Here is a 24,320-nt window from a genome sequence, read left to right as displayed (position 1 = left end):
TCAGCCCCTTCCGGCCGGAAGCCGGTACAGCTCGCACACCTTGCCCCAGATGACCGCGTCCAGCGTGCCGGCCCTGTTGTCGAAGGACGCGGCCTTCACCCGGAGCGGACCGGTGAGATCGAGGAAGCTGTTGTGGTCGGCGTCGTGATCCCAGGTCCGTGTGGGGATCTCGACATGATCGTGACGGTGCCGCCGGTCCTGGCTGGTGATCTTCAGCACCTCGGCGCCGTCCCGGTGGGTCCGCAGGACCACGCACGGCCGGACCTTGGATCCGGGACCGTCCTCGAACGGAACGTCCGCCCACCAGATCTCACCAGGCCGCGGACCTGTCCGGGCCGGCCGGCTGAGCGGGCGGCGGGCGCGCGGCCGGGCAGCAGGCCGCCGGGACGGCTGCCTCGGCACCGGACGCCTGGACGCCCGGGCGCCGCCTGGACGCCCGGACGTCGTCTTCGCGGCGGGCCCCCGTAAGCGCCACGCGACCGCGAAGCCGACTCCGGCGAGCACGATCACACCCGCGATCCACCAGTTCATGCCGCCAAGCCTACGGTCCGGAAGATCAGGCGCGCGCGTCCCAGTCGGCCAGGATGCGGGCCTCCTTCTCCGGGGCGATGCCGTGCCGCAACATCCTGTTGCCGAAGCTGCGCTCCCCTTCCGGGATGTCCTTCAACCAGGCCCAGGTGTCCGCGACGGTCTCGGAGACCGGACGACAGGTCAGCCCCGCGGCCAGGGCCTTCGCCGACGAGTGCGTCCAGCCGCCCGGGGTCTCCGGGCCCTCGGCCAGCCACAGGGGGAGCTCGGTCCACTGCTCCACGTCGTGGTCGAGCAGGAACCGGTCGTCGGCCCACACCAGTTCGGCATCGGAGCCGGTGACCCGCACGCAGTCGGCCAGCCAACTGCCGAAGGTCGCGTTCGCGGGGACGCCGCCGGTGAGGAACCGCCCCGTGGTGCCCTTCTTCGCCTGGTCGACGGTGAAGGCGGCGATGTCCCTGGCGTCGATGAGCTGGATCGGCAGGCCGGGATCTCCCGGTGCGAGCACCCGGCCGCCCTTGGAGATCCGCGTGAGCCACCACGGCAGGCGGCCCACGTTCTCGTACGGCCCGATGATCAGGCCGGGGTTGACGATGAGCGAAGGACCGTCGAAGTACTTCTCGACCGCCCGTTCGCACCCCGCCTTCAGCACGCCGTACTCGCCGAAGTCCGCGTCGGCGTCGGGCGGGCACTCATGCCGCGGGAAGGTCTCGTCCACCGCGGGCTTGCCCGGGAAGTCCGGATAGGCCGAGATGCTGGAGATGAACGTGTAGTGGCCGGCGCGTCCGGAGAGCCGCCGTGCGGATTCGCGGACGGACGCGGGCGTGTAGCCGCAGACGTCGATGACGACGTCCCACTCACCTCCGCCGGCCAGCCGGTCGAGGTCCGCCGGGACCTCCCTGTCGCCGTGTACGGCGTGCACGCCCGGCAGGCCGGGTCCGCTCACGCCTCGATTGAACGTCGTGACCTCGTGGCCCTGGGACAGCGCCTCCGCCACGATAGCGCGGCCCAGGAACACCGAACCGCCGATGATCAGAACTCTCATGCGCCCATCCTCAGCGACGCCGCGCGGCCTTGTCGCCGTGGTTTCACGATCAGCGGACGGTCTCCGCTCACAGCGGACGGACGGCTCAGCCGCGGCGCAGCTCCGGAACCGCCGAGAAACGCCCCCGATCGAGCACGTGAACGCGGGCGGCGGCGATGTCGAAGTAGAGTCCCGTGAGCTCCAGCCTCCCCGCACGCACGAGGCTCTCCACGAGAGGGTGGCTCTCCAGGTTGTCCAGCTGCTGGATCACGTTCACCCGGCACAGCCGGTCGAGCGGGCCCGCGTCGTCGTCTTCCTCGGGGGACGCCACGAACCGGGCCAGGCTCTGCCGGCCGTGCCGCAGCCAGTTGCGCAGCGCGGGCAGTTCGGGCGCCTCACCGAGGAGGGCGGACATCGCGCCGCATCCCGAGTGGCCGCACACCGTGATCGTCTGGACCTCCAGCACCTTCAGGGCGTACTCGACGGCCGCCGAGACCGAGTCGTCGGGCGGCGTGCACGAGGCGCGTGGCACGAGGTTGCCGATGTTGCGCACCGTGAACAGGTCGCCCGGGCCGCTCGCGGTGATGATGCTGGGCACGACCCGCGAGTCGGCGCACGTGATGAACAGGTGAGAGGGAGTCTGCTTGCGGGCCATCCGGTGCAGCAGCGGCCGGACGAGCGGCGCGGTCCTGCGGTGGAACTCCCGCGTCCCCTCCAGCAGGTCCGGTGCGGCCTGCGCGTCGCCGGGGAGGCCGGGACCGGTCTCGCACATCTCGTCGTAGGCGCACAGGCTGTCGGCCTGGCGCGCGGAATCGACGACACGCCGGCGGTAGGCCCAGGGCAGCCAGAAGCGCTCGTGCTTGGGCGGGGTCCTGGCCGGCAGCATGCGCGCGCCGCTGACGGCCGCGGCGTACCACTCGCCGTGCATCTCGTCGATGTCGATCGTCCCGCCGCCGCGCTCGTGCTCCAGCCGCCAGGCGTGGAGGGTCTCGAAGGCGGCGTGGTCCATGAAGTCGAGGTTCAGGTCGAGCTCCACCGCCGTGCCCGGCGGGATGGCCGCCAGGGACTCGGTCAGGCGGGGCACGCCGAGGAAGGTGAGAGACCCGGTGACGACGATCCGCCAGCGGTCGCCCGCCTGCCGCACCACCACGGAGATCCAGGCGAGGCGGCGCAGGGCGAGCAGCGCGGCCAGGCCGAGGCCGAGCGCCACGCCCTCCGCGAGGCCGATGACCACGACGCCGGTCATCGTCACGAAGTAGATGGGCATCTCGCGGTGCCCCCGCAGGTTGCGGGCATGCCCGAGGTTGACCATCTGGACGCCGATGAACAGCAGCAGCGCCGCCAGGGCCTCGAGGGGGATGAGCGCGATCATCCAGGCGAAGGCGGCGGTGAACAGGAGCACCCACACGCCGTGGAGCACGGTCGACCAGCGGCTGCGTGCCCCCGCTCTGACGTTGGTCGTGGTGCGCACGACCACTCCGGACACCGGCATGCCTCCGAGCGCCCCCGACACCACGTTGGCGACGCCCTGCGCCGCGAGCTCCCTGTCGAGGTCGGCGCGCGGACCGTCGTGCTGCCGGTTCGACGCCACGCAGGTGAGGAGCGACTCGACTCCGGCGAGGAGCGCGACGAGCACGACCGCTCCCGCGATGGCGTGCCAGTCGCCCTGCGGCAGCAGCGGGGATTCCAGCGAGGAGAAGCCTCCGGACAGGTCGACCCGCGTCAGGTCCCAGCCGAGCACGGCCGCCGTCATCGCGGCGATGATCAGCGCCGCCAGGGGTGCGGGCACCACGCGGAGCCGGGGCACCCGCGCCCAGACGACCAGGATGCCGATCGTCAGGATGCCTACCATGACGGCGTGGCTGTGGTTGTTCACGATCTGCGACGGCAGCTCCAGGATGTTCTCGAGCGCTGAACTCTGGGACTTGCCGCCCAGCACGATGTGGAGCTGCGAGAGCGCGATCACCACGCCCACTCCGGCGAGCATGCCGTGGACGACGGCGGGGGAGACGCCCAGCGCGGCCTTCGCCACCCGGAACGCGCCGAGGAGGAGTTGGAGCAGCCCGGCGAGGAGCGTGATCATGCAGGTGGCGCGCCAGCCGTACGTGTGGACGAGCTCGGCGACGACGAGCGACAGACCGGCCGCCGGGCCGCTGACCTGGACGACCGATCCGCCCAGCGCGCCGGCGACCACGCCGCCCACGACGGCGGCCACGAGGCCCGCCGCGATTGGTGCTCCGGAGGCGACGGCGATGCCCAGGGACAGGGGCACCGCCACGAGGAACACCACGAGAGAAGCCGGCACATCGTGCTGGAGTACCGACCTCCAGTAACGCTGGGGACTCGCCTGACTACTCTGTGTCATGGGGCGACCCTATGACAGGGGCCGCCCGCTCCTCAGGCAAGCCGGCGGAAAATCACCGGTAATAGTCGGGATAGTCAGGCTCATCTTCCGGCTGGCGGTGGCTGCCCCTGCGCGCACTCGTCGACTGCGGGGCGTTCCCGTAGAGCTCGTCGTAGGACGGCCAGCTGCCGCCCGTGTTGTTCTGCTCCGGCCACGACTGCTGGCCGTTGCCGGTGCCGTTGGCCTGGCCCTGTTGCTGGTCGTAGGCGTAGGGGCTCTGCCCGGAGGGGACGTCGTAACCCGCCGACTCGTACGGTGACACCGCACGAGCCGGGCCCGTGTGGGCGCCCGTGGGCCCCGCCGCGGAGTCGGCGTCGTCGATCGTGGCCCATCCCGCGCTCACCTCATAAGAGGAGGACGAAGGGGTGGCGGTGTATCCCGGGTCGTTCGAGTACGGGGAGTAGCCGGGCGGCTGGGCGGCCGGCGGCTGGTAGGTCTCGACGCCGGGCCAGGTCGTGCCGCCACGTGCGGGCGGCTCGGGGTCGTCGAGGATGTCACGGACACCCGACCAGGACGGCGACGTGGCCGGGCCGGGCGAGGCGGCCGGCGGCCAGGAGTTGTCACCCGGGGCGGGGGGAGTCGGGGAGGAGGGGATCGGGGTGACGGGCGGCGCGGTCGGCGGCACCGTGTAGGAAGGCCCCGTGTCCGCGGTCGTGAACAGGCCGGTGGAGCCGGGGGGCAGGTCGTAGGAGTCGGTGCTGCGCGGCGCGTCGTAGGCCGTCCAGCTGTCGAACGATCCCGTGCCGGGAGCGGGCGGCGTGGACGGCGTCAGCGGATCGGCGGGAGAGGCCCCGGGCGTCCCTGCCGTGGGAAGCACCGTGTCGAACGGGCCTGTGCCGGTGGTGTACAACCCGGGTGCGGGGGCCGTCGACGGCGTCGCGTCGAAGCCGCCGCCCAGTGGACCGGTGCCCAAGGGCGCCTCGAACGACCCGCTCGCGCGGCCGGCGCCGGTGTCGGCCGGACCCGCCGCGGAACGGCGGGCGGACCGCGAGGACCTGCCGGACCTGGGTGACCGGGACGCGGCCGAGCCGGCCGGACGGGGCGGCGGGGTGAAGGAGTCGCTTGCCGGGGGCGTGCTGAACATCCCGGTCGCCGGGCTCGCGTCGAAAGACCCGGTGGCGGGGCTCGCGTCGAACGATCCGGTCGCCGGGCTCGCGTCGAAAGACCCGGCGGCCGGGCTCACGTCGAAGGCCCCGGTGGCGGGACTCACGTCGAACGGGTCCGCGGACGGGCGGGCCGGTGCGGGCGTTCCGAGAGCGCCCAGGACGTCGGGAGTCGGCGCGGAGAACGCCACGGTCTTCTGGTCGGCGGCTGCCGACGCGGGGGTCACCCGTGAGGACTTGCGGCCGCTCGGGCGGTCGGACCCGGCGCGTAGCGGAAGCGGAGCCTGAACGGTCGCGGCGTCGGGGTCGGCCGCCCGGGGCTTGGCCGCCGGCGGCGTGTTCGGCGGGAGGTCGCCGGACGGCGCGCCCGAAGGCCGGCCCACAGGACGGGGAGTGGCCATCCGGGCACCGGGCCCGCTGAAGCCGCCGTCGTCGGCGCGCACGCGGCTCCAGTACTCGTCGTCGTAGTCGTCGGACTCGCCCCATTCGTCGACGCCGCGGCGGCCACGTGGAGCGGCGGGCTGCTTACCCGCGCTGCGCTGCGTGGGACGCGTCGCCTGCCGGCCTCCGGGCTTGGCCGCGGGACGGCCACCGGCGGGCCGCTGCTTCGGTGCGGCCTTCTCCTTCTCGGAGGGGTCCTCGAAGGCGTCGAAACCCTGGGGGAAGCTCTCGAAGAACGTCTCCTCGGCGGGACGGCGGGGCTTGGGCCCCTTGTTCTCGGCCATCGCTTTTAACCGCTCGGAAGAAAGAGCGCTCTCCCTGCGGTTCATCGAGCGCATGCCCAGAGCCACGACGACGAGCACCAAGAGCACGACGGCGACGAGGCCCATAATGACCGCGGTCATAGCACCACCTTCAAGGCCATGGCCTGCCAGCGGCGCCGGTGAGATCGCGCGGCCATCGACGCGACCTGCCCCCTCTGACCACCTGCGCTCAGCAATTGGATCCGATTCTGCTTGACCACAATGACCGTTGTCACACCCTAGGCGAAGATTGGTGTAGCACGACTACCTCCGGCGTTCAGCATGTCACTCGATGTTGGCCGCCGTGAGGCGACCGCGAGCGATCGTGTGATCAGCGATGTGCTCCAGCGTCTCGGCCAGGGGTGCGCCCTGCTTGAGATCGAGTTTCGTGTCGAGGGCGTAGACAGTGAAACGGTAACGGCCCTCGGTCTGGCACGGAGGCGTATAGCCGACTTTGCCGTTCGACGCCTGACCCTGCCTGGCGCCCCTCGGGACGCCGTTCTCGGCCAGCTCGGTGGTGTTCGGGTCGATGTTGAACACCACCCAGTTCACCGCGCTGCTCCTCGCACTGTTGTCGTCGACCACTATGGCGACGGATTTGGCACCCGACGTCCCCGACCAGCGGAGGGGAGGATTGCCCAGCCCGCCGCTGCAGGAATAGCCGTGCGGCAGGGGCGCCCCGTCACGGAAGCGCGGGCTCGACACACTGATCACGTCGAGGTTCCTGGGCGATCCGCCGCCCAGGATCCCGCAGCCCGACGCCGCGAGCGTTACCGCCGTGATGATGACGGCACACCGTGCGCCCATGGACTTCGTCGGCGACCCCATGCCCGATGATGCTACGCGGATCGGGATGGTGCACCGACCGAATCGGGCTGATCCGTGCCGCTGTCCCGCTGGGCGTACCGCTCTCACCTGCTGTGTCCCGTCCTTCGATTCGTCCCACTTCGACCATCCGGTCCCGCATGAGGGTACTGACCGCGCGGGCAAGGGTCGTTTTCGGCGACAATCGAGGCATGCAGGGGGTGACGAGGGAAACCAGTGTGAACTTCGCCGTCCTCGGACCTCTCGAGGTGCGCGACGACGGCCGCCTGATCGAGATAGGCGGGCAGCGGCTGCGCGCGCTGCTGACGCTCCTGCTCCTCGACACCGGCCGCACCGTCCCCACCGACGCCCTGGTCGCCGGCGTGTGGGACGACCATCCGCCGAACGGCGTGGGCAACGCGCTCCAGGCGCTGGTCTCCCGGCTCCGGGCGACGATCGACCGCGCACTCGTGGTGGCCGATCCGTCTGGCTATCGCCTCCTGGTCCCGCCCGATCAGGTCGACCTCCACCGCTTCACCCGGCTGGCCCGCGAGGGAGGCCGCGCCCTGGAGACGGGCGATCCCGGCCTGGCCGTACGGGCGCTCACGGAGGCTCTCGGCCTGTGGCGCGGCGCCCCGCTCACCGATCTGCCCGCGGGTGCGGTCGAGGTGGCCCGGCTCGAGGAGATCAGGATCGCCGCGACCGAGGACAGGATCGACGCGGAGCTCAGGCTGGGACCACGTCCGGACGTCGTATCCGAACTGTCGCGGCTCGTCGCCGCCCACCCGCTGCGGGAGCGGCTGCGCGGGCTGCTGATGCGCGCCCTCTACGGTTCCGGCAGGCAGGTGGAGGCGCTCGCCGCCTACGAGGACGCGCGCGCCACGTTCGCGGACCGGCTCGGCGCCGACCCCTCGCCGGCGCTGGCGGAGGTGCACCTGTCCATCCTGCGCGGCGACGGTGCGCGACCCGCACAGGCCCGGCCGCCCGCGCGGACACCGGCCCAGCCGCTCGTCGTACGGTCGCCGGTGCGGAAGGGGAACCTGCGCGCCCGCCTGACCAGCTTCGTCGGGAGGGAGGGCGACGTCGAGCAGGTGGGGGAGTCGCTGGCCCGCAACCGCCTCGTCACCCTCCTCGGCCCCGGCGGCGCGGGGAAGACCAGGCTCGCCGTCGAGTCGGCCGAGGCGTTCGCGTCCTCCGTCCCGGACGGCGCGTGGCTCGTGGAACTGGCGTCCGTGCTCGACCCGGCCCAGGTCCCGCACGCCGTGCTGGCCGCGCTCGGTCTCCGGGACATGGGGCTCGTGCCCGTGCGCCCGGCGGCAGGCCCGGCCGCCGCCGCCGACGCGGCCGACCGCCTGGTCACGGCGCTGTCGGGACGCGCTCAGCTGATCGTGCTGGACAACTGTGAGCACCTCGTGGGCGCCGCGGCCACGCTGGCCGACCGGCTGCTCGCCGACTGCCCCGGAGTCCGGATCCTGGTCACGAGCCGCGAGCCGCTCGGCATCACCGGAGAGGTGCTCTGGCCGGTTCAGCCGCTCGGCCTCGACCATGCCGTACGGCTGTTCGCCGACCGTGCGGCCGCGGCGCGGCCCGGTTACCGGGCGCGGGACGACAGGCTCGCGGTCGAGCGCATCTGCAGCGGGCTCGACGGAATGCCCCTGGCCATCGAGCTGGCGGCCGCCAGGCTGCGGACGTTGTCCGCGGAGCAGATAGCCGACCGGCTCGGCGACCGTTTCCGCCTGCTGACCAGCGGCAGCCGTACGGCCATGCCGCGCCACCAGACCTTGCGCGCGGTCGTCGAGTGGAGCTGGGACCTGCTCGACGAGGAGGAGCGCACGCTCGCGGCGCGCCTGTCCGTCTTCGCGGGCGGCGGGACGCTGGAGAGCACTGAAGAGGTGTGCCGCGGCGATCTCGACGTCCTCGGCCGCCTCGTCGACAAGTCACTGGTGGTGTTCGACGGCGGGCGCTACAGCATGCTGGAAACGGTCCGCGCCTACGCGGGCGACAGGCTGGCGGAGATGGGCGACGAGCGCGAGATCCGGCTGGCCCACGCCCGCTTCTTCGCCGAGATGGCCGTGACCGCCGACCCGCACCTGCGCCGGGCCGAGCAGGTCGAGTGGCTCCCCCGGCTGTGGGCCGAACACGACAACCTCTCGTCGGCCCTGCTCTGGGCCACCGACCAGGGCGAGACCGACATCGCGCTGACGCTCGTCGGCAACCTCGGCTGGTACTGGTGGCTGGTGGGGCACCGGCGGGAGGGCGCGCAGCGCGCCGAGGAGGTCGTCCGCATGGCGGAGGGCGACTCCGGGGCTGACCCGGTGAAGGTCGCGCTCGCCCACGCGGTGCTCGGCCTGACATGGGCCGCCGCGGACCTGCAGTGGGACAGGGCGCGGGAGAGCCTGCAGACGGCCATACAGCTCATGCGGGACAATCCGGTCCCGGGTCCACCGCACCCGGTGGTGGCGATGGCCGGGCCGATCCTGGCGCTTCTGCTCGGCTCGGACTTCGAGGCCAACGCTCATCTGGAGGACCTGTTCGGCCATCCGGATCCGTGGGTGGCCGCCGCCGCGTACATGTTCCGCGGGAACGTGTACTTCAACACGGGCCGTGTCGCCGAGGGGGAGAGCCACCTGCGGGCCTCACTCGACCGGTTCAGGGAGGTCGGCGACAGATGGGGGACGGGCAACGCGCTCGCGTCGCTGGCGGAGACGGGCACGATGCGCGGCACCGGCGAGGCCATCGAGATCCTTCGGGAGGCCATCGCACTCGTCGACGCGGTCGGCGCCGTGGAGGACACGCCGTACATGCGGACCCGCCTGGCGATCGTGCTCAACATCGCCGGTGACCGGACGGCCGCCGACGCGGTGCTGGAGGAGGCCATGCGCATCTGCGTCGACAACGCCGATCCCATGGGGAAGGCCGGTGCCGAGCACGTCCGCGGCGACTTCGCGCGGGAGAGAGGCGACTTCGACGCCGCCCGCGAGTGTTACCACGAGGCGCTGCGGCTGCTGGGCAGGCCCGAGATGTCGTCGGCCCGGCAGTTGCACGCGACGCTGAGCTCGTCGCTCGGCATGCTGGCCGCGCAGGAGGGCGACCTCAGAAGGGCTCGCCGCCTCCATGGCGAGGCTCTGGCCCTCGCGGTGGAGTCGCAGGACGGGCCGGTGGTGGCCCATGTGATCGTGGCGTACGCCGGTCTCGCCGCTCTCGAAGGTGATCACGAGAGGGCGGCGGTGCTCCTCGGCGGGGCGACCGCCGTACGCGGAATCGTGGACGTCGTCGGCTACGACCATCTCCGGGCCACGGAGGCGGCCACGGCCGCGCTCGGCCAGGAGGTGTTCTCCCGGCATTACGAGCGCGGCCGGGCGATGACCCGGGAACAGGTCGTGGCGTTCGCGGGCTAGCACCGGCGCCGCCGTCATCAGATGCGGTTGCGGAAGGCCCGGATCGACAGCGGCGCGAACACCACCACGATGCCGACCGCCCAGAGCAGCGAGATGCCGGCGTGCGAGGCGACGGGACCACCGCTGAGCAGCCCCCGGACCGCGTCGGACAGGTGGCTGACCGGGTTGACCTCGACCCACTTCTGCAGCCAGGAGGGCATCGTGTCGGTCCGCACGAAGGCGTTGCTGGTGAAGGTGATCGGCATCATCAGGGAGAACATCAGGATCTGGACCTTCTCCTGGTCGGACGCCCTGAGTCCGACCAGGACCGCCACCCAGGACATGGCCAGCGCGAAGGCCAGCAGCACCGCGAGCGCACCGGCGACGCCGATCAGGCCCGTGTGGACGCGGAACCCGAGGACCAGGCCCAGCCCCAGGAAGAGGGCGAACGCCCACACCTGCTTGAGGGTGTCGGCCACGATCCGTCCCGCCAGCGGCGCCGAACGGGCGATCGGCAGGCTTCGCAACCGGTCGAAGACGCCCTTCGTGATGTCGGTGTTCAGCCCGACCGCCGTGGTCATGCTCGCGAACAACATGTTCTGCGCGACCAGGCCGGGCAGCGCGAACTGCAGGTAGTCGCCGGTCGACCCCGCGATCGCTCCGCCGAAGACATAGGTGAACAGCAGCAGGAACATGACGGGCTGGACGCTCAGGTCGAGCAGCTCCATCGGATTGTGCTTGATCTGGACCAGGCTTCTCCACGACAGCGTCATGGTGTGGCGGAGCGTGGCCGAGGGGCTGACCCTCGGGGCGGCGACGGCGCCCGTCGCGGTCTGGGCGATCGCGGTCATGATGTCTCCTCGTGGTGGCCGTCGCGGGTGCTCGGTCGTGTCCCGGACGGCGCCGGGTTCAGAGTCGTCGGTGTCGTGGCCGGTCGTGTCCCGGATGGTGCCGGGTTCAGGGTCGTCGGTGTCGTGGCCGGTCGTGCCGGTGCCGGTGGTCGTTCGGGGACCCTTCGGGTCGTGGCCGTGCGTGTCATGCCGCGACCTCCGCGGGCTGCGCCTTCTCCTCGGCCGCGTGGCCGGTGAGAGCGAGGAAGACCTCGTCGAGACTCGACTTGCGCAGGGACAGCTCGGCCGCGATCACGCCGAGGTCGTCGAGGCGCCGGACGATCGCGGGGACGACGGCGGGGTCGCGCACACCGGCCCTGACCACGCCGCCGGACACCGTGGGCGCGAGGTCGAGGATGTCGCCCACCACGCGCGCCACCAGGTCGAGATGGGCGGTCTCCGCCGGGCGGACCTCCAGCACCTGGCCCCCGGTCGTGGCCTTGAGCTCGTCGGACGTGCCGGCGGCGATGACCTTCCCGTGGTCGAACACGACGATGTCGTCGGCGAGCTGGTCGGCCTCCTCGAGATACTGCGTCGTCAGCAGCACGGTCACGCCGTCGTTCTGGAGCCCGCGCACGACGCCCCACAACTCGGTGCGGCTGCGCGGGTCGAGCCCCGTCGTCGGCTCGTCGAGGAACAGCACCTGCGGACGGCCGATCAGGCTGGCCGCCAGGTCGAGGCGGCGGCGCATGCCGCCGGAGTAGGTCTTCGTCGCGCGGCCCCCGGCGTCGGTCAGGTCGAAGCGCTCGAGAAGCTCGGCGGCGCGCCGCCGAGCGTCGGCCCGCGTCATGTCGAGCAGCCGGCCGATCATCACGAGGTTCTCCACGCCGGTCAGCGTCTCGTCGACCGCGGCGTACTGACCTGTCAGGCCGATCAGTGACCGCACCTGATGCGCCTGCTTCACGACGTCGAAACCGCCCACCTGCGCCCGGCCCCCGTCCGGCCGCAGCAGGGTGGCGAGAATGCGGACGGCGGTGGTCTTCCCCGCGCCGTTGGGCCCCAGCACTCCGAGCAGCCGCCCCTGGGGCACCTCGAGATCGACCCCGTCGAGCGCCCGGGTCTCGCCGTAGTGCTTCGCCAGGCCCTGTGCCTGGATCGCGTATCTCATGGATTTCCTCTTCCTCGTTGTGGACACCATCACCTTGCGGCATGCCACTGACAGTTCACTGAGCGTCGCAATCAGCCGCTGACATATCGCTGACGGCGGGGTCCGATCTTTTAGGGTGGGGTTGTGAAAGGTCCATTACGGGATCCGGCTCATCGGGTGTCACGGCGAGCGATCGCCCTGTGGCTGGTCGAGTCGCTGATCGGGTTCGCCATCTTCTTCGGCGGCGCCCTGCTGCTCGCGTTCTGGATCGGCCGGAGCGACTGGGCGGTCCTGCCCGGCTGGCTGTCCGACCACGCATGGCTGCTGCCGCTCGTCGTCGGCGTCGTGATGGCTCCACTGGTGATCATCGAACCGCTGTGGCGCTACGCCGTACATCGGTGGGAGTTGTCGGGCGACGTCGTGTACGCCAGATCGGGCTGGCTGAGCAGGGAATGGGTGTTCGTCCCCGTCAGCCGGATCCAGACGGTGGACAAGGCGCAGGGCTGGTTCGAGCGCGCGCTCCGCCTGGCCACCGTGGAGATCCGCACGGCGTCGCACGCCGGGTCGTCGACGATCAAGGGACTCGACTACGACGTGGCCGCCGGTTTCGCCGAGGAGCTGGCCCGCCGGGCTCAGGAACTCAGGGACGACGCGACATGACAGAGCCTGGTCCCGCACATCAGGGACCCGCACATCAGGGACCCGCACAGCCGGGGCCAGGTCAGCCCGGGTCCTGGCCGTCAGGCCCCGGCGGCCTTCCCGTCCGTCCCGGTGGGACGCCGTACGGCGAGGCGGGGGCGGCCCGGCGGCTGAGCCCTCGCGTCCTGCTGATCGACCCGATCCGGATGTTGCCCACGCTGCTCCTGCCGCTCGCAGGTGTCCTGGTGGCGGGCGGATTCTCGCCCGCGTCGTTCGGCTGGGCGGCTCTCGGCGTAGGGGGATCGGTGGTCTACGCGGTCGTCCGCTGGTCGACGTTCACCTACCGCGTGTCCGGCGACCGGCTGGAGCTCACCCGCGCGCTCATCAGCCGGTCGGTGCGGACGATCCCCCTGGAACGGGTCCGCGGCATCGACATCACCACCCCGCCCCTGCATCGCCTGCTCCGCCTCGCCGTCCTCAAACTCGACACGGGCGCAGGCGGCGGCGAACAGGAGGGCGAGCTCGACGCGCTCACGGTGGAGGATGCCGAGAGCCTCCGGGCGGTGCTGCTGGCCCGCCGTCCGGTGACACCGCGTCACCGGACGGAGGACTCGGCGGCGCCGGAGGGCACCGCGCTGGGCGCCCCCGCACGGGACGGCGTCGCGCTGGACGGTGCCGCGGGGGACAGTGCGGTTCGGGACGGGGCGGCTCGGGACGGGGCGGTTCCGGCACGAGGGGCGGCCACCGGGCGGACCTCCGGCCACCACGACGAGCGGATCATCGGCCGTGTGCCGCGTTCCTGGCTCAGGTACGGCCCGCTGTCCGGCGCGTACCTGCTGACGCCCTTCGCGCTGATCGCCGGAGCGGTCGGCCTGGCCTTCCAGGTGGGCGGCGAGTTGCGCGTCGACGCGCGGACGGCGAGGGTGGCGTTCACCTGGGTGGAGGGACATCCCGCGCTGCTGGTCGCCGGCGTGGTGCTGCTGATCCTGGCCATGCCCGTGGTCGGGGGCATCATGTACGCCGTCTTCAACTGGGACTTCACCCTGCGCACCCGGGACGGGTACCTCGTGGCGGAGCGCGGCCTGGTCACCCGCCGGACGGTTTCGCTGGAGCGCCGCCGGATCCGTGGATACGAACTGGTCGACGGATTGATCGAACGCCGGTTCAAGGTCGTGCGGCTGTGGGCGGTGGTCACCGGCCTCGGGGACTCCGAGACCAGAGGCCAACTGCTGCCGGTGACACCCCGGACGTACGCCGTCGACGTCGCCTCGGACGCCATCGGGCCCTTCGCCATCCCGCTGCGGCCGCACCCGTCCCAGGCACGGCGTCGCAGGTTGTTCCGGGCCGTCACGCCCTGGCTGGTCGTCGCCGCGGCGATGTTCCTGCTGGGATGGGAGGTGGCCGCGTCGGCCGCCCTGGTCCTGGCGCTGCTCGGGATACCGCTCGGGCTGGACCGATACCGCTCTCTCGGGCACGCCTACGACGGCACGAGACTGTCGGTGCGCAACGGGTCTCTGCGCCGGGGACAGGCCGTCGTCGAGCGCCGAGCGGTGGTGGGGTGGACCCTGCGGCAGACGGTGTTCCAGCGGATGTCGGGAGTGCTGACCGTGGTCGCCGGAGTCGGCGCGGGAACCGGCGGCTATTCCGCGATCGACACAGGAGAGACCCAGGGCGTGGAGTTCGCGGCCGAGGTCACTCCCGACTGGATCGGCCCGTTCCTCGCCCCACCGACTCGATAGAGGCTTTCCGCACGAGGCGGACCGCGCATCGCGACGTTCCGGCACGAGGCCGCCGGTCACGTTCACGACGCGAGGCCCGGCCCGCCGGTCATGTTCACGTGCCGGGCCTCGGCCTGCCAGTCGGGCTCACGCCGGTCAGGCTCATGTTCCAGGCCTCGGCCTGCCGGTCGGGCTCACGCCGGGCCGGTCAGGCTCACATCGGACGTCGCTCGCGAAGGCCTATTCGGGCTTGCGCGCGCCGAACATGATCTCGTCCCACGTCGGCACGGAGGCCCGACGGCCCCGCGACTTGCGCGGCCGCGCCGGTGCCGGCTTCGGCACGGGAGGCGCGGGCGTCTCCGGCTTCGCGTCCTTGGGCGCTTCCTTGACGGCACCCTGCGCCGGAGCCTTGGCGGCCTCCTTCGCCGCGGGCTCGCCGGCGTCCTTGGCCGCTGGAGCCGCCGCCGCGTCTCTCCCGCCACCGGGACGATTGCCGTTCGCGGCGGGCGCACCGGCACGCGCGGCGGCAGGCGCCTGAGCGGGCACCTCATGTCCCGTCGTAGCAGGAGCGGGTGCCTTGGACGGCGCAGGAACGGCCTTCTCCGCCCCCTTCGATGCCGGGACCGGCGCCGGTGAACCGCCGGCCGGTGCCGTACCGGTGGCGGCACGCGGGGGAGCGGGAACCGGCCGCGGAGCAGGCGTCGGCCGAGGAACCGGAGCAGGTACGGCCGGCGCCTTCACGGGAGCCGCGACGGGGGCCGCGGGGCGGGCGGTGTCGCCGACCTTGTCCCCAGCCTTGTCCCCAGCCTTGTCCCCGGCCTGGTCTCCGGAGACGTCCGCCGGGGCCGCCTCTCGCCTCTCGCCGACGGCGGCCGTCTCCACGACCGTCTCGGTGACAGGCTCGGTGGCGCGCTCGTCCTGGGTGGCGGCGACTTCGGCGGAAGCCCTCGCGGCATCCTCGGTAGCCGCGGCCTCCCTCACCGGCGCGTTCTCGTCGTCCGTCTGGTCCTGCGTCTGGTTCACGGTTCCGCCCCCGGCCGTCTCGTGCTCCGCCGTCTCCGGCTCTGTCTCCGTGGCCGTGTCACGCGCGGACGTGTCCCGCGGCTCTTGCGAGCCGTCGAGGACGGGCTCGGGCGCGTCCGGCATGGGGGGCTCGGTCGTGGAGGGGAGAAGAAGTTCGGGGATCGGGAGAGTCGACGCACGTTCCGGCGCGGAAACCGCCGGGTGGTTCACGGGCCGGTCGTCGGCGACCGGTCGCAGCGGCGTCGGAGCCTGCGGAAGGGGCGTCGCCTGAGGCAGCCGGAAGGCGGGAGGCTCCTCCACCTCGTCGGGCTCGATCAGCGGCTCAGGCAGCCTGAAGGGCACCGGAGCGGGCTCGGCCCGGTACGCGGCAGGCTCCTCGTGGCGCGGCTCGGGCCGGTAGGCCGGGGGCTCCTCATGGCGGGGCTCGTTCCACGCCGGCGGTTCCTGGCGCAGCGGAGGGTCGAGACGGGCGGGCGGCTCGTGCCGTACGGCAGGGCGGTCGTAGCCGGGCTCGGCGCGGCCGTATGTGTCCTGCCGGCCGGAGCCCGGGAGCGGCGCCACGGGGGCGAGCTTGGCCGCGAGCCTCGGCACGAAGGGACGGACGGTCGAGTCGTCACTGTCGGGCTCGACGTACTCGGCCGCCGACAGGCGCATGGCCTCGTCGTCGTTGGGGGTGATGTGGCGGCGCCGCGGGTCGAACAGCCACTCGGCGTGCCGGGTGTGCCCGTTCCAGACGAAGCCCAGCTTCACCCGCCACAGGTTGTCGTCGCGCTTGCAGGAGTCCCAGTCGATCTCGTCGGCGGGGACGCCGCGGCGGGTGAGACGCTCGGCGACGAGCTCGCCCAGCGTCGGACCCGGGGTGTTGTCTCCGGGCATGCGGACCGGGGCGCGCTGCGCCTGCTGGGCCATGTACTCGCGCTCCTGGAGAACGGGTCCCTCGAACCAGCGGACGCGTTCCACCGGGATGCCGGCGGTGGCCGCGATCTCCTCCGCCGTCTCACCGGCGCGGATTCGAGCCTGGATCTCCTTGGGGCGCAACGGACTCTCCACTTCGATCTCGTACTGGCCGAGACGGGAGAAGTTGCCGCGGACCGCGGCGCGGAGCCGGTCGTCGACGGGAAGCGTGAACCGCGTGCCCCGTCCGGCCGTGGCCAGGACGAGATACGTGCCGTCCTCACTTACCGCGACGAGACGGAGCTCCTGCATGCGAGTCCCTTCGTCATCGTGCTGCGTCTTCCCCCGGACCCTTGAGTCTCTCGCGTGAGCCGGTTGCCTTCCAGCACCGTACCCGGCATGTCCGAACATCGCCTCGCCCAGGGGTGGGGCAGATGTTGTGACGCCGGTCACATTTTCCGCGCTCACCTTGCTACAGCCCGCCGGGGTACGGCAAGCGGGCAGGTGTCCTCGACGGATTGTCCCGTACGACGCCGCCCCGCGGGGTGGAGTCGGCTCATGACGCGAGAGAATGGTGGGTCGTTCTTCCTGAGGTGATGCGCGCTCACTGTCCGTGGATGCGGCCGTCCCGGCGCCGGCACGGCGACGGGTGGCGTCGTGGTCGCCGCGGCGGTCGCGGCGGCCCCCGCTGAAGAGGCCGTCAGGCCCCGCCTGCGGGAGGGGTTGATGTGCACTTGCTCCCCCGGGTTCGAGTGGCACGCCGGGCTCAGGCTGCCCGTGCCTCGCAATGTGCCCGTAAGCCGGTCAGGTGAGGCAACCCGACACGCCGGGAAAGCCTCACAAGGGGGTTCTCTTTACGTGGCCGTGGTTTCCGGGCCGTCTACGGGGGAACTCGCGCGTGCCGTCCCGAGCACCTGGTCCAGATAGTCGTTGGCGAACAGCCCGTCGGGGTCGAGCCTGGCACGCAACGCGTGGAAGTCGGCGAACCTCGGGTAGACCGTCTGGAGGTATGCCGCGTCCCGGGTGTGCAGTTTGCCCCAGTGCGGGCGGCCCTGGAACCGCATCATGATCTCTTCGACGCCCGCGAAGTAATCCGGGTTCGGCGTCGGGCGGTAGATGTGGCACGCGATGTACGCCGACGGCCTGCCGTACGCGGTGGAGAGCCAGGCGTCGGACGGCGGCGTGACCCTGACCTCGACCGGGAAGGTGATCTTCCAGTCCGACCGCTCGATCAGGTCTCGTGTCTCACGGAGGGCCTCGGCGAGGTGGTGGCGGGGGATGGCGTACTCCATCTCGAGGAAGCGCACCTCGCGGACCGACGTGAAGATCTTGTATGAGGCGTCCGCGCATTCCGACGCGCTCAGCACACTCGCCGAGAGCCTGTTGATGCGCGGGACGGCCCCGGGGGCGCGGGCTCCCACCGCGCACATCGCCCCGAAGAGGGTGTTCTCCAGGAAGACGTTGTCCAGCCAGTGTTTGAACGCGCCCGGCGGCCTGGCCGGGCCGGGGGAGCGGTTGTTCCGCTTGACCAGGCAGGTGTCGGTGTGCGGCAACCAGAAGAAGTCGAGGTGCTCGTTGTCTCCCGTGAGCTCGTTGAGCGAGTCCAGGATGCGGCTGAACGGCATCGGCTCGCGGCGCGAGTGGAGGAGGAACGACGGCTCGACCCGGAACGTCACGGCGGTGAGGATGCCGAGGGCGCCCAGGCCGACACGTGCCGCGTCGAACAGATCGCCCTCACTCACGGTGGTCGTCGAGCCGTCGGCCAGGACGATGTCCATCTCGAGGACCTGGTCGGCGAGACCGCCGATCTCGCGTCCCGTGCCGTGGGTGCCGGTCTGGATGGCACCGGCGACCGTCTGGGCGGTGATGTCCCCCATGTTGGCCAGGGCCAGCCCGCGTGCCTGCAGTTCCTCGTTGAGCGCGCGGAGCGGTGTGCCGGCGGCGACCTTGACGCGGCCGTCGCCGGTCTCGATGATCCCGGTCAGCGCGTCCGGTCTGAGAAGGATGCCGTCGGTGAGCGCGACGCCGGTGAACGAGTGTCCGGTGCCCAGCATGCGGACCCGCCGCCCACCGTGCGCGGCATCCGTGACAGCCCGCGCCACGTCGGCGGCGGACGTGGGCGTCCGGAACTCCGAGGGAGTGACCGACTGGTTGCGTGCCCAGTTGACGAAGGCGCCCATGTTCCTCCTCGCGCAGTGAAACCGCACGCCCCCGTCGTGGAACATGAACACTACTCATAAAATCGGCGGCTGCCTATGGCCCCGCCGCCGCGCCGCGCCTCAGTTGGTGCGGTGCTCCATCCGGACCAGCGTGGACCCCGCCACGCCGACGACCGCCGCGGCGAGGGCGCAGGCGAAGGTGAACCCGTAGGCGTTCGACGCGCCGTACACGTCGGTCAGGTGACCGCCCGCCCAGGCGCCGATGGCCACGCCGAACCCGATCGACGTCGAGATCCACGACATGCCCTCGGTGAGCTGCGACGTCGGCACCAGGCGCTCGATGAGGGAGAAGCCCGTGATCAGAGTGGGCGAGATCGCGAGGCCCGCGAAGAACAGGGCCACGGCCATCGGGCGGATGTCGTTCATCAGCAGGACCGGCGTGAGCCCCACCGCGAAGATCGAAAGCCCTCTGATGAACCGGCTGCGCAGGCTGATCTTCCAGTGGCGGGAGCCGTACCAGAGGCCGGAGACCATGCTCCCGCCGGAGAGCGACGCGAGCAGGAATCCCGCCGCGACCTTGCTGCCCTGTTCGTCGGCGAAGGCGACGGTGATGACGTCGACCGAGCCGAACACCGCGCCCATCGCGAGGAAGACGGCCGACAGCAGGGCCACCCCGGGGATCGCGATGGGGGAGCCCGCGTGTTCCCTGTGCCGGACGGCGGGCGGTTCGGTGCCGCGCAACACGGAGAACGCCAGCGTGCCCACGAGCGTGAGGACGATGGCGACGATGATCCCGGCGTACACGTTCACCGTGGTCGCGAGCGCGGTCACGAAGGCCGGGCCGCCGACGAAGATGACCTCGTCGGCCACCGACTCGAACGAGAACGCGGTGTGCAGTTGCGAGGAGTCCTTGAGGACGTGCGACCAGCGGGCGCGCACCATCGAGCCCAGCGACGTGGCGGTGGCCCCCGCGGCGGCGCCCGTCGCGAACAGCGTCCAGATCGGGGCCGTCGCGTGGGCGCACACCATCAGGCCGCTCAGGGCGACCCCGTGGAGCAGGGCGAACGGCACCAGGACCTTCGCCTGGCCGAACCTGTCGACGAGACGGCCGGACACCGGGGCCGCCATGGCGTAGGCGAGCGAGAAGACGGCCGACACCGCGCCGGCGGTGGCATACGAGCCCGTGATCGCGGAGACGAGGAGCACGACGCCGATGCCGAGCATCGACATGGGAATCCGCCCGATGAAGCCGGTGATGACGAAGCCCTTGGCCCCGGGCGTGCCGAACAGGCCTCGGTACTGCCCCACCATGTCGCATCCCTTCGGCACTGTGTCGCCGCGCGCTCCCGCTCCGGTCGGGGCCGGCTGATGAGAGCACGCTGTGCGTCCGGGCACACCGGTTGGGAGCGGCGGCGGCCATGAGCATCTTCCTCATGGCACGCGGACGTGGCTTACGCAGCTCGACCCTCGCGCACAACCCCGGCGTATGGCAAGTGATTTTTACGTCTTTGGGGTGAAGGGATTAACCTGGGTCGGGTGCGCCTTCTTCCCCGGTCCACGCGTCTTCGTGCACTTGTGGCCGGGCTGACCGTCCTGATCGTCGGGGTCATCGCCGGAGGCGTGGTCCTGCTGGTCTCCGCCGATGAGGGCCGGCAGCCCGTCGCGGCCGATCATCCGGCCGCGGGAACGGTCGTCCCCGATGTGGCGCTCCCCTCGAGCCCGCCCGTCGTCGACGTCGTCAGCGTGCGGGTCACGCCGCCGAGCATGCTGGCCATCACCCCGGCTCCCGTGTCCGCCGGGACGTTGCAGGCGATCGCCGGTCTGAAGCATGTGCGGAAGGTGGCGGGCGCCGGCGGAGGTGCGGTGCGCACGGCGGGCCAGGGGCTGCAGTTGCTCGCCGTCGACCCCACCGAATTCCGTTCGTGGACGCCCAAGCCCGTGGCCGACCAGCCCGAGGTCTGGAGTGCGCTCGCGCGCAACGAGGTCGTGGCCGACAGCAAGACGGTCGACCGGCCGGGCATGGCCCTCGGAACCGATCTCCAGATCGACGGTGGCCCGCGGGTGCGCCTGGCGGCGTCCGCGCCGCTCGGGCTGCCCGGTGTCGACGGCCTGGTCAGCACCGACCTGGGACGGCGACTGGGGCTCGCCGCCGACGTCGTGGTCCTCATCCACGCGGATCGTGGCACGCCCGACAAGCGCGCGGTCGGCCGGCTGCTCGGGCAGAAGGCGCAGATCGTGACCGTGGGGGCGAGCCGAGCCCCCGCCACCACCCCGGCGAAGACCACCTCGACGTCGGGGCTGGTCGGACGGCCGGGCAGCTACCTGGAGCTCTACCAGCGGGCCGCGACGGTCTGCCCCGGCCTGTCGTGGACCGTCCTCGCCGCCATCGGGCAGGTGGAGAGCGGCCACGGGCGCAACAACGGGCCGTCGTCGGCGGGCGCGCTCGGGCCGATGCAGTTCATGCCCGCCACCTGGAAGTCCTACGGCGTCGACGGCGACGGCGACGGCGAGTCGGACATATGGAGCCCCTACGACGCCGTCCCGGCGGCCGCGAAATACCTCTGCGCGAACGGCGCCGGCAGCGGCGGGGACAAGCTCAGGAAGGCCGTCTGGTTCTACAACCACTCGTGGTCGTACGTGGACAAGGTCCTCGGCCTGGCGACGTCGTACGCGCGGAAGTATCCCTGAGCGGCCCCGATCCGCCCGGTGGCGCCCAGGGCCGGCGGATCGGGTGCCGGTGTCAGGACGCGGTTCGGTGACGCTCTCGGGGCCGCTTCGACGCCGGCTCAGGACCGGCGGATCGGCGCCGGGCAGCAGGTCGCGGCGCAGGGGACGGGCTCGGGCTCGGCCATCAGCTCGCTCACCATGGAGACGAAGCGCGGGTGCGTGCCCGCCGTGGCCGCTCTGCTGAGCGCCATGCCGAGCTTCTCAGCCAGGGTCGCCGCCTCGACGTCGAGGTCGTAGACGACCTCCATGTGATCGGACACGAACCCGATCGGCACCACCACGACAGCGCGGACGCCGTCCTCGTGCAGCGCCTCCAGGTGGTCGCAGACGTCCGGCTCCAGCCAGGGGACGCTCGGCGGGCCGCTGCGGCTCTGCCAGACCAGGTCCCAGGGCCGGCCGGCGTCCACCTGCTCGGTGACCAGCGCGGCGGCCTTCCTGAGCTGGGCTTCGTACGCCCCGCCCGCGGGGCCCGCGGACCTCGCCATCGAGACCGGGATGCTGTGCGCGGTGAAGACGAAGCGCGCGGTGTCCCGTACGGCCGGCGGAAGTGCGTCGAGAGCGGCACGGGTGTGGTCGGCCATCGCCGCGATGAAGCCGGGGTGGTCGTAGTAGTGCCGCAGCTTGACGATCTCGGGTGCGCCGGGGACCGCGGCCCGCGCGCGGGCGATGTCGTCGAGGTACTGGCGGCAACTCGAGTAGGAGCTGTAGGCGGCCGTGACGAACGCCGCCGTCTTCCTGACCCCGTCGGCCTTCATCTGGCGGACGGTGTCCTCCAGGAAGGGGTGCCAGTTCCGGTTGCCCCAGTAGATCGGCAGGTCGACGTCGAGCGCGTCGATCAGGTCACGGCACTGCTGGTTGATCGGGCTGACCCCGCCGAAGCCCTGGTAGTGCGCCTCGACCTCGAGCAGCCGTTCGCGTGGCACTCCCCGGCCGCGTACGACGTTCTCCAGGAACGGCATGACGTCGGCGGGCTTCTCCGGCCCGCCGAACGAGACGACGAGCAAGGCGTCGTAAGGCAAGGTGCTCCCCATGACTGTCCAGCCTACGCAGGATCCGGCCCGGTCTCCTCCGGAGGTGCGCTCCGTTGGGATCACGTGGAGATCCGGGTAGGTTCGAGCGGTGAGCCAATTTCCGGACATCCGTGAATACGTTGCCCTGCCGCGCGTGGTGTCGCTGCGGCTCTCCCCTGACGGGACCAGGCTCGTGTCCGTGGTCCAGTCACTCAGCCCCGACCGCTCGTCGTACGGCACCGCGCTGTGGGAGATCCCCCTCGGCGCCGAGGCCCAGCCGTACCGGCTGACGCGGTCCGCGAAGGGGGAGGCGGGCGCGGAGTTCACCGCCGAGGGCGAGTTGCTGTTCGTCTCCCGGCGGCCCGACGAGACCGTCAAGGACAACGACGAGAACGTCCCGGCGTTGTGGCTGCTGCCCGAGCGCGGCGAGCCCCGCCGGATCGCGTCCAGACCCGGCGGGATCGGCGGCGTGCGGTCCGCGGGCGGCGTGGTGGTCTTCGCCGCCGACGTGCTGCCCGGGGACTCCGCCACGGAGGAGGACCGCCGCAAGGCTCGCAAGGACGCCGGCATCAGCGCGATCCTGCACGAGCAGTACCCCATCCGGTACTGGGACCACGACCTCGGGCCGGCGCAGACCCGTCTGCTCGCCGGTGCCGTACGGGACGGCCTGGACGACGCCGCGGACCTGACGCCGGAGCCGGGACGGGCGCTCGACAGGGCGTCGTTCGCCGTCACCCCCGACGGGGCCTCGGTCATCACGACCTGGCAGGTCTTCCTGCCCAACGGCGAGATGCGGGCCGACCTCGTCGCCGTCGACATCCAGACGGGCTCCCGGCGGACACTGGCCGCGTCCGACGGTCACGAGTTCGGCGGCCCCGTGGTGGTGTCGCCGGACGGGCGTCACGTCGCCTGCACGCGGGAACGGCTGGGGGACCAGGAACTCTCGACGTCGCTCGAGCTGTGGGTCGTCGACCTGGAGACCGGAGAGGGCCGCGCGCTGGGCGGCGAACTGTTCCCGTCCGCCGTCGCGTGGGCGCCCTCGTCGGACGTGATCTACATCGTGGCCGATCACCTGGGCCGCCGGCCGGTGTTCCGGATCGCGCTCGATGGCGTCGTCACCCGGCTGACCTCGGACGACGGGGCCTACCAGGAGCTGTGCCCGGCTCCCGACGGCTCGCTCTACGCCCTGCGCGGCGCCGTCGACTCGCCCCCTCGCCCCGTGCGGATCTCCCCGGACGGCTCCGTCGCCGACCTGCCCTCGCCCGCGCCGTCCCTGGACCTGCCCGGCACGCTGACCGAGGTCAGCGCCACCGCCGAGGACGGGACGGAGATCCGGGGCTGGCTCGTCGTGCCCTCCGAGGCATCGGCGGAGAACCCGGCGCCGTTCCTCCTGTGGATCCACGGCGGCCCGGTGTCCAGCTGGAACGACTGGTCCTGGCGCTGGAACCCGTGGCTGATGGCCAAGAGCGGCTACGCCGTGCTGCTGCCGGACCCGGCGCTGTCCACCGGATACGGCCAGTCGATGATCGACAGAGGCTGGGGCGACTGGGGACCGGTCACGCACGCCGACCTGATGGCGATCACCGACGAGTGCCTCAAGCGGCCGGAGATCGACGACCAGCGGATCGCGGCCATGGGCGGATCGTTCGGCGGATACATGGCCAACTGGGTCGCCGGGCACACCGACCGGTTCAAGGCCATCGTCACCCACGCCTCGTTGTGGAACCTGGACCAGTTCGCCGGGACCACGGACGCCTCGATGTACTGGCAGCGGGAGTTCGGCACGCCCGGCTCCGACCGTTACGCACGGCTGTCGCCGCACCACTCGCTCGACAAGATCACCACCCCGATGATGGTGATCCACGGCGACAAGGACTACCGGGTGCCGATCGGGGAGGGCCTGCGGCTCTGGTGGGATCTCCAGCGGTCGGGTGTGGAGTCGAAGTTCCTCTACTTCCCCGACGAGAACCACTGGGTCCTCAAGCCGGGCAACGCCATCGCCTGGTACGAGACCGTGCTGGCCTTCCTGTCCCACCACGTCCTCGGCACCCCCTGGACACCCCCCGAGTCCCTGAGCTGAATTCCCCCTGAACACTTGTGGTGATCATGCACAGGTTCGTGTTCACCCGCCCTGACCTCCCGCCCCTCCGCGCGTGATCATGCACAGGTTCGGTTGTATCCCCGCTGACC

The 24,320-nt window shown here is 71.7% G+C and carries 16 protein-coding genes; 5 read left to right on the top strand and 11 right to left on the bottom strand.

Going from position 1 to position 24,320, the window contains the following annotated elements; translation table 11 throughout:
• From Psi02_RS13360 to Psi02_RS13340, 5 genes are all read right to left on the bottom strand, one after another.
• Positions 1-531, bottom strand: a complete 531-nt coding sequence (locus Psi02_RS13360) for a type II toxin-antitoxin system PemK/MazF family toxin (RefSeq protein WP_203973947.1) — start codon at positions 529-531, stop codon at positions 1-3.
• A gap of 25 nt (positions 532-556) precedes the next feature.
• Positions 557-1,573, bottom strand: coding sequence for an NAD-dependent epimerase/dehydratase family protein (locus Psi02_RS13355; protein ID WP_203973945.1), 1,017 nt, complete (start codon positions 1,571-1,573; stop codon positions 557-559).
• 85 nt (positions 1,574-1,658) lie between these two features.
• Positions 1,659-3,917 carry a SulP family inorganic anion transporter gene (locus tag Psi02_RS13350; RefSeq protein ID WP_203973943.1) on the bottom strand — a complete coding sequence of 753 codons (2,259 nt, stop codon included), beginning with the start codon at positions 3,915-3,917 and terminating at the stop codon, positions 1,659-1,661.
• A gap of 52 nt (positions 3,918-3,969) precedes the next feature.
• Positions 3,970-5,904 carry a hypothetical protein gene (locus Psi02_RS13345; protein ID WP_203973942.1) on the bottom strand — a complete coding sequence of 645 codons (1,935 nt, stop codon included), beginning with the start codon at positions 5,902-5,904 and terminating at the stop codon, positions 3,970-3,972.
• Between the two features lie 183 nt (positions 5,905-6,087).
• A complete protein-coding gene (locus tag Psi02_RS13340; protein ID WP_203951525.1) occupies positions 6,088-6,630 on the bottom strand; it encodes a YbhB/YbcL family Raf kinase inhibitor-like protein in 543 nt (180 codons plus the stop codon).
• A 188-nt stretch (positions 6,631-6,818) separates the two neighbouring features.
• Here Psi02_RS13340 and Psi02_RS13335 point away from each other — a divergent pair, with 188 nt between their 5' ends.
• A complete protein-coding gene (locus Psi02_RS13335; protein WP_203973940.1) occupies positions 6,819-10,004 on the top strand; it encodes an ATP-binding protein in 3,186 nt (1,061 codons plus the stop codon).
• Between the two features lie 17 nt (positions 10,005-10,021).
• Here Psi02_RS13335 and Psi02_RS13330 read toward each other — a convergent pair whose 3' ends face one another.
• A complete protein-coding gene (locus tag Psi02_RS13330; RefSeq protein WP_203973938.1) occupies positions 10,022-10,834 on the bottom strand; it encodes an ABC transporter permease in 813 nt (270 codons plus the stop codon).
• A gap of 184 nt (positions 10,835-11,018) precedes the next feature.
• Complete coding sequence (locus Psi02_RS13325) at positions 11,019-11,981, bottom strand: ATP-binding cassette domain-containing protein (RefSeq protein WP_203973936.1); 963 nt, start codon at positions 11,979-11,981, stop codon at positions 11,019-11,021.
• A 156-nt stretch (positions 11,982-12,137) separates the two neighbouring features.
• On the opposite strand from Psi02_RS13325, the gene Psi02_RS13320 reads away from it, so the two are divergent.
• On the top strand, positions 12,138-12,620 hold the full coding sequence (locus Psi02_RS13320) for a PH domain-containing protein (protein ID WP_239094855.1): 483 nt from the start codon (positions 12,138-12,140) through the stop codon (positions 12,618-12,620).
• On the top strand, positions 12,617-14,338 hold the full coding sequence (locus tag Psi02_RS13315; RefSeq protein WP_239094854.1) for a PH domain-containing protein: 1,722 nt from the start codon (positions 12,617-12,619) through the stop codon (positions 14,336-14,338). Before Psi02_RS13320 ends, Psi02_RS13315 begins: the two co-directional genes overlap by 4 nt.
• Before the next feature lie 219 nt (positions 14,339-14,557).
• Here the strand turns inward: Psi02_RS13315 and sepH are convergent, their stop codons facing one another.
• The 3 genes from sepH to Psi02_RS13300 form a co-directional block, all read right to left on the bottom strand.
• Entirely contained in the window at positions 14,558-16,546 is a 1,989-nt protein-coding gene (gene sepH, locus Psi02_RS13310) for a septation protein SepH (RefSeq protein WP_203973932.1), read from the bottom strand.
• 542 nt (positions 16,547-17,088) lie between these two features.
• On the bottom strand, positions 17,089-18,414 hold the full coding sequence (locus tag Psi02_RS13305; RefSeq protein ID WP_203973930.1) for a D-arabinono-1,4-lactone oxidase: 1,326 nt from the start codon (positions 18,412-18,414) through the stop codon (positions 17,089-17,091).
• 99 nt (positions 18,415-18,513) lie between these two features.
• Positions 18,514-19,704 carry an MFS transporter gene (locus Psi02_RS13300; RefSeq protein ID WP_203973928.1) on the bottom strand — a complete coding sequence of 397 codons (1,191 nt, stop codon included), beginning with the start codon at positions 19,702-19,704 and terminating at the stop codon, positions 18,514-18,516.
• A gap of 225 nt (positions 19,705-19,929) precedes the next feature.
• On the opposite strand from Psi02_RS13300, the gene Psi02_RS13295 reads away from it, so the two are divergent.
• Positions 19,930-21,081, top strand: coding sequence for a lytic transglycosylase domain-containing protein (locus Psi02_RS13295; RefSeq protein ID WP_239094853.1), 1,152 nt, complete (start codon positions 19,930-19,932; stop codon positions 21,079-21,081).
• A 98-nt stretch (positions 21,082-21,179) separates the two neighbouring features.
• Here Psi02_RS13295 and Psi02_RS13290 read toward each other — a convergent pair whose 3' ends face one another.
• Complete coding sequence (locus Psi02_RS13290) at positions 21,180-22,151, bottom strand: ferrochelatase (RefSeq protein WP_203973926.1); 972 nt, start codon at positions 22,149-22,151, stop codon at positions 21,180-21,182.
• 88 nt (positions 22,152-22,239) lie between these two features.
• Here Psi02_RS13290 and Psi02_RS13285 point away from each other — a divergent pair, with 88 nt between their 5' ends.
• A complete protein-coding gene (locus Psi02_RS13285) occupies positions 22,240-24,210 on the top strand; it encodes a S9 family peptidase (protein WP_203973924.1) in 1,971 nt (656 codons plus the stop codon).
• The last annotated feature ends 110 nt before the right edge of the window (positions 24,211-24,320 follow it).

It is taken from the genome of Planotetraspora silvatica, assembly GCF_016863315.1.
Classification (GTDB): Bacteria; Actinomycetota; Actinomycetes; order Streptosporangiales; family Streptosporangiaceae; genus Planotetraspora; species Planotetraspora silvatica.
The sequence above is the reverse complement of the archived record's forward strand: the minus strand, read 5'-3'. Positions and strand labels throughout refer to the sequence as shown.

Excerpts from the sequence above, each read along its gene's own strand:
- Psi02_RS13360 (WP_203973947.1), bottom strand. The coding sequence starts at position 531 with ATGAACTGGTGGATCGCGGGTGTGATCGTGCTCGCCGGAGTCGGCTTC.
- Psi02_RS13355 (WP_203973945.1), bottom strand. The coding sequence starts at position 1,573 with ATGAGAGTTCTGATCATCGGCGGTTCGGTGTTCCTGGGCCGCGCTATC.
- Psi02_RS13350 (WP_203973943.1), bottom strand. The coding sequence starts at position 3,917 with ATGACACAGAGTAGTCAGGCGAGTCCCCAGCGTTACTGGAGGTCGGTA.
- Psi02_RS13345 (WP_203973942.1), bottom strand. The coding sequence starts at position 5,904 with ATGACCGCGGTCATTATGGGCCTCGTCGCCGTCGTGCTCTTGGTGCTC.
- Psi02_RS13340 (WP_203951525.1), bottom strand. The coding sequence starts at position 6,630 with ATGGGGTCGCCGACGAAGTCCATGGGCGCACGGTGTGCCGTCATCATC.
- Psi02_RS13335 (WP_203973940.1), top strand. The coding sequence starts at position 6,819 with ATGCAGGGGGTGACGAGGGAAACCAGTGTGAACTTCGCCGTCCTCGGA.
- Psi02_RS13330 (WP_203973938.1), bottom strand. The coding sequence starts at position 10,834 with ATGACCGCGATCGCCCAGACCGCGACGGGCGCCGTCGCCGCCCCGAGG.
- Psi02_RS13325 (WP_203973936.1), bottom strand. The coding sequence starts at position 11,981 with ATGAGATACGCGATCCAGGCACAGGGCCTGGCGAAGCACTACGGCGAG.
- Psi02_RS13315 (WP_239094854.1), top strand. The coding sequence starts at position 12,617 with ATGACAGAGCCTGGTCCCGCACATCAGGGACCCGCACATCAGGGACCC.
- sepH (WP_203973932.1), bottom strand. The coding sequence starts at position 16,546 with ATGCAGGAGCTCCGTCTCGTCGCGGTAAGTGAGGACGGCACGTATCTC.
- Psi02_RS13305 (WP_203973930.1), bottom strand. The coding sequence starts at position 18,414 with ATGGGCGCCTTCGTCAACTGGGCACGCAACCAGTCGGTCACTCCCTCG.
- Psi02_RS13300 (WP_203973928.1), bottom strand. The coding sequence starts at position 19,704 with ATGGTGGGGCAGTACCGAGGCCTGTTCGGCACGCCCGGGGCCAAGGGC.
- Psi02_RS13290 (WP_203973926.1), bottom strand. The coding sequence starts at position 22,151 with ATGGGGAGCACCTTGCCTTACGACGCCTTGCTCGTCGTCTCGTTCGGC.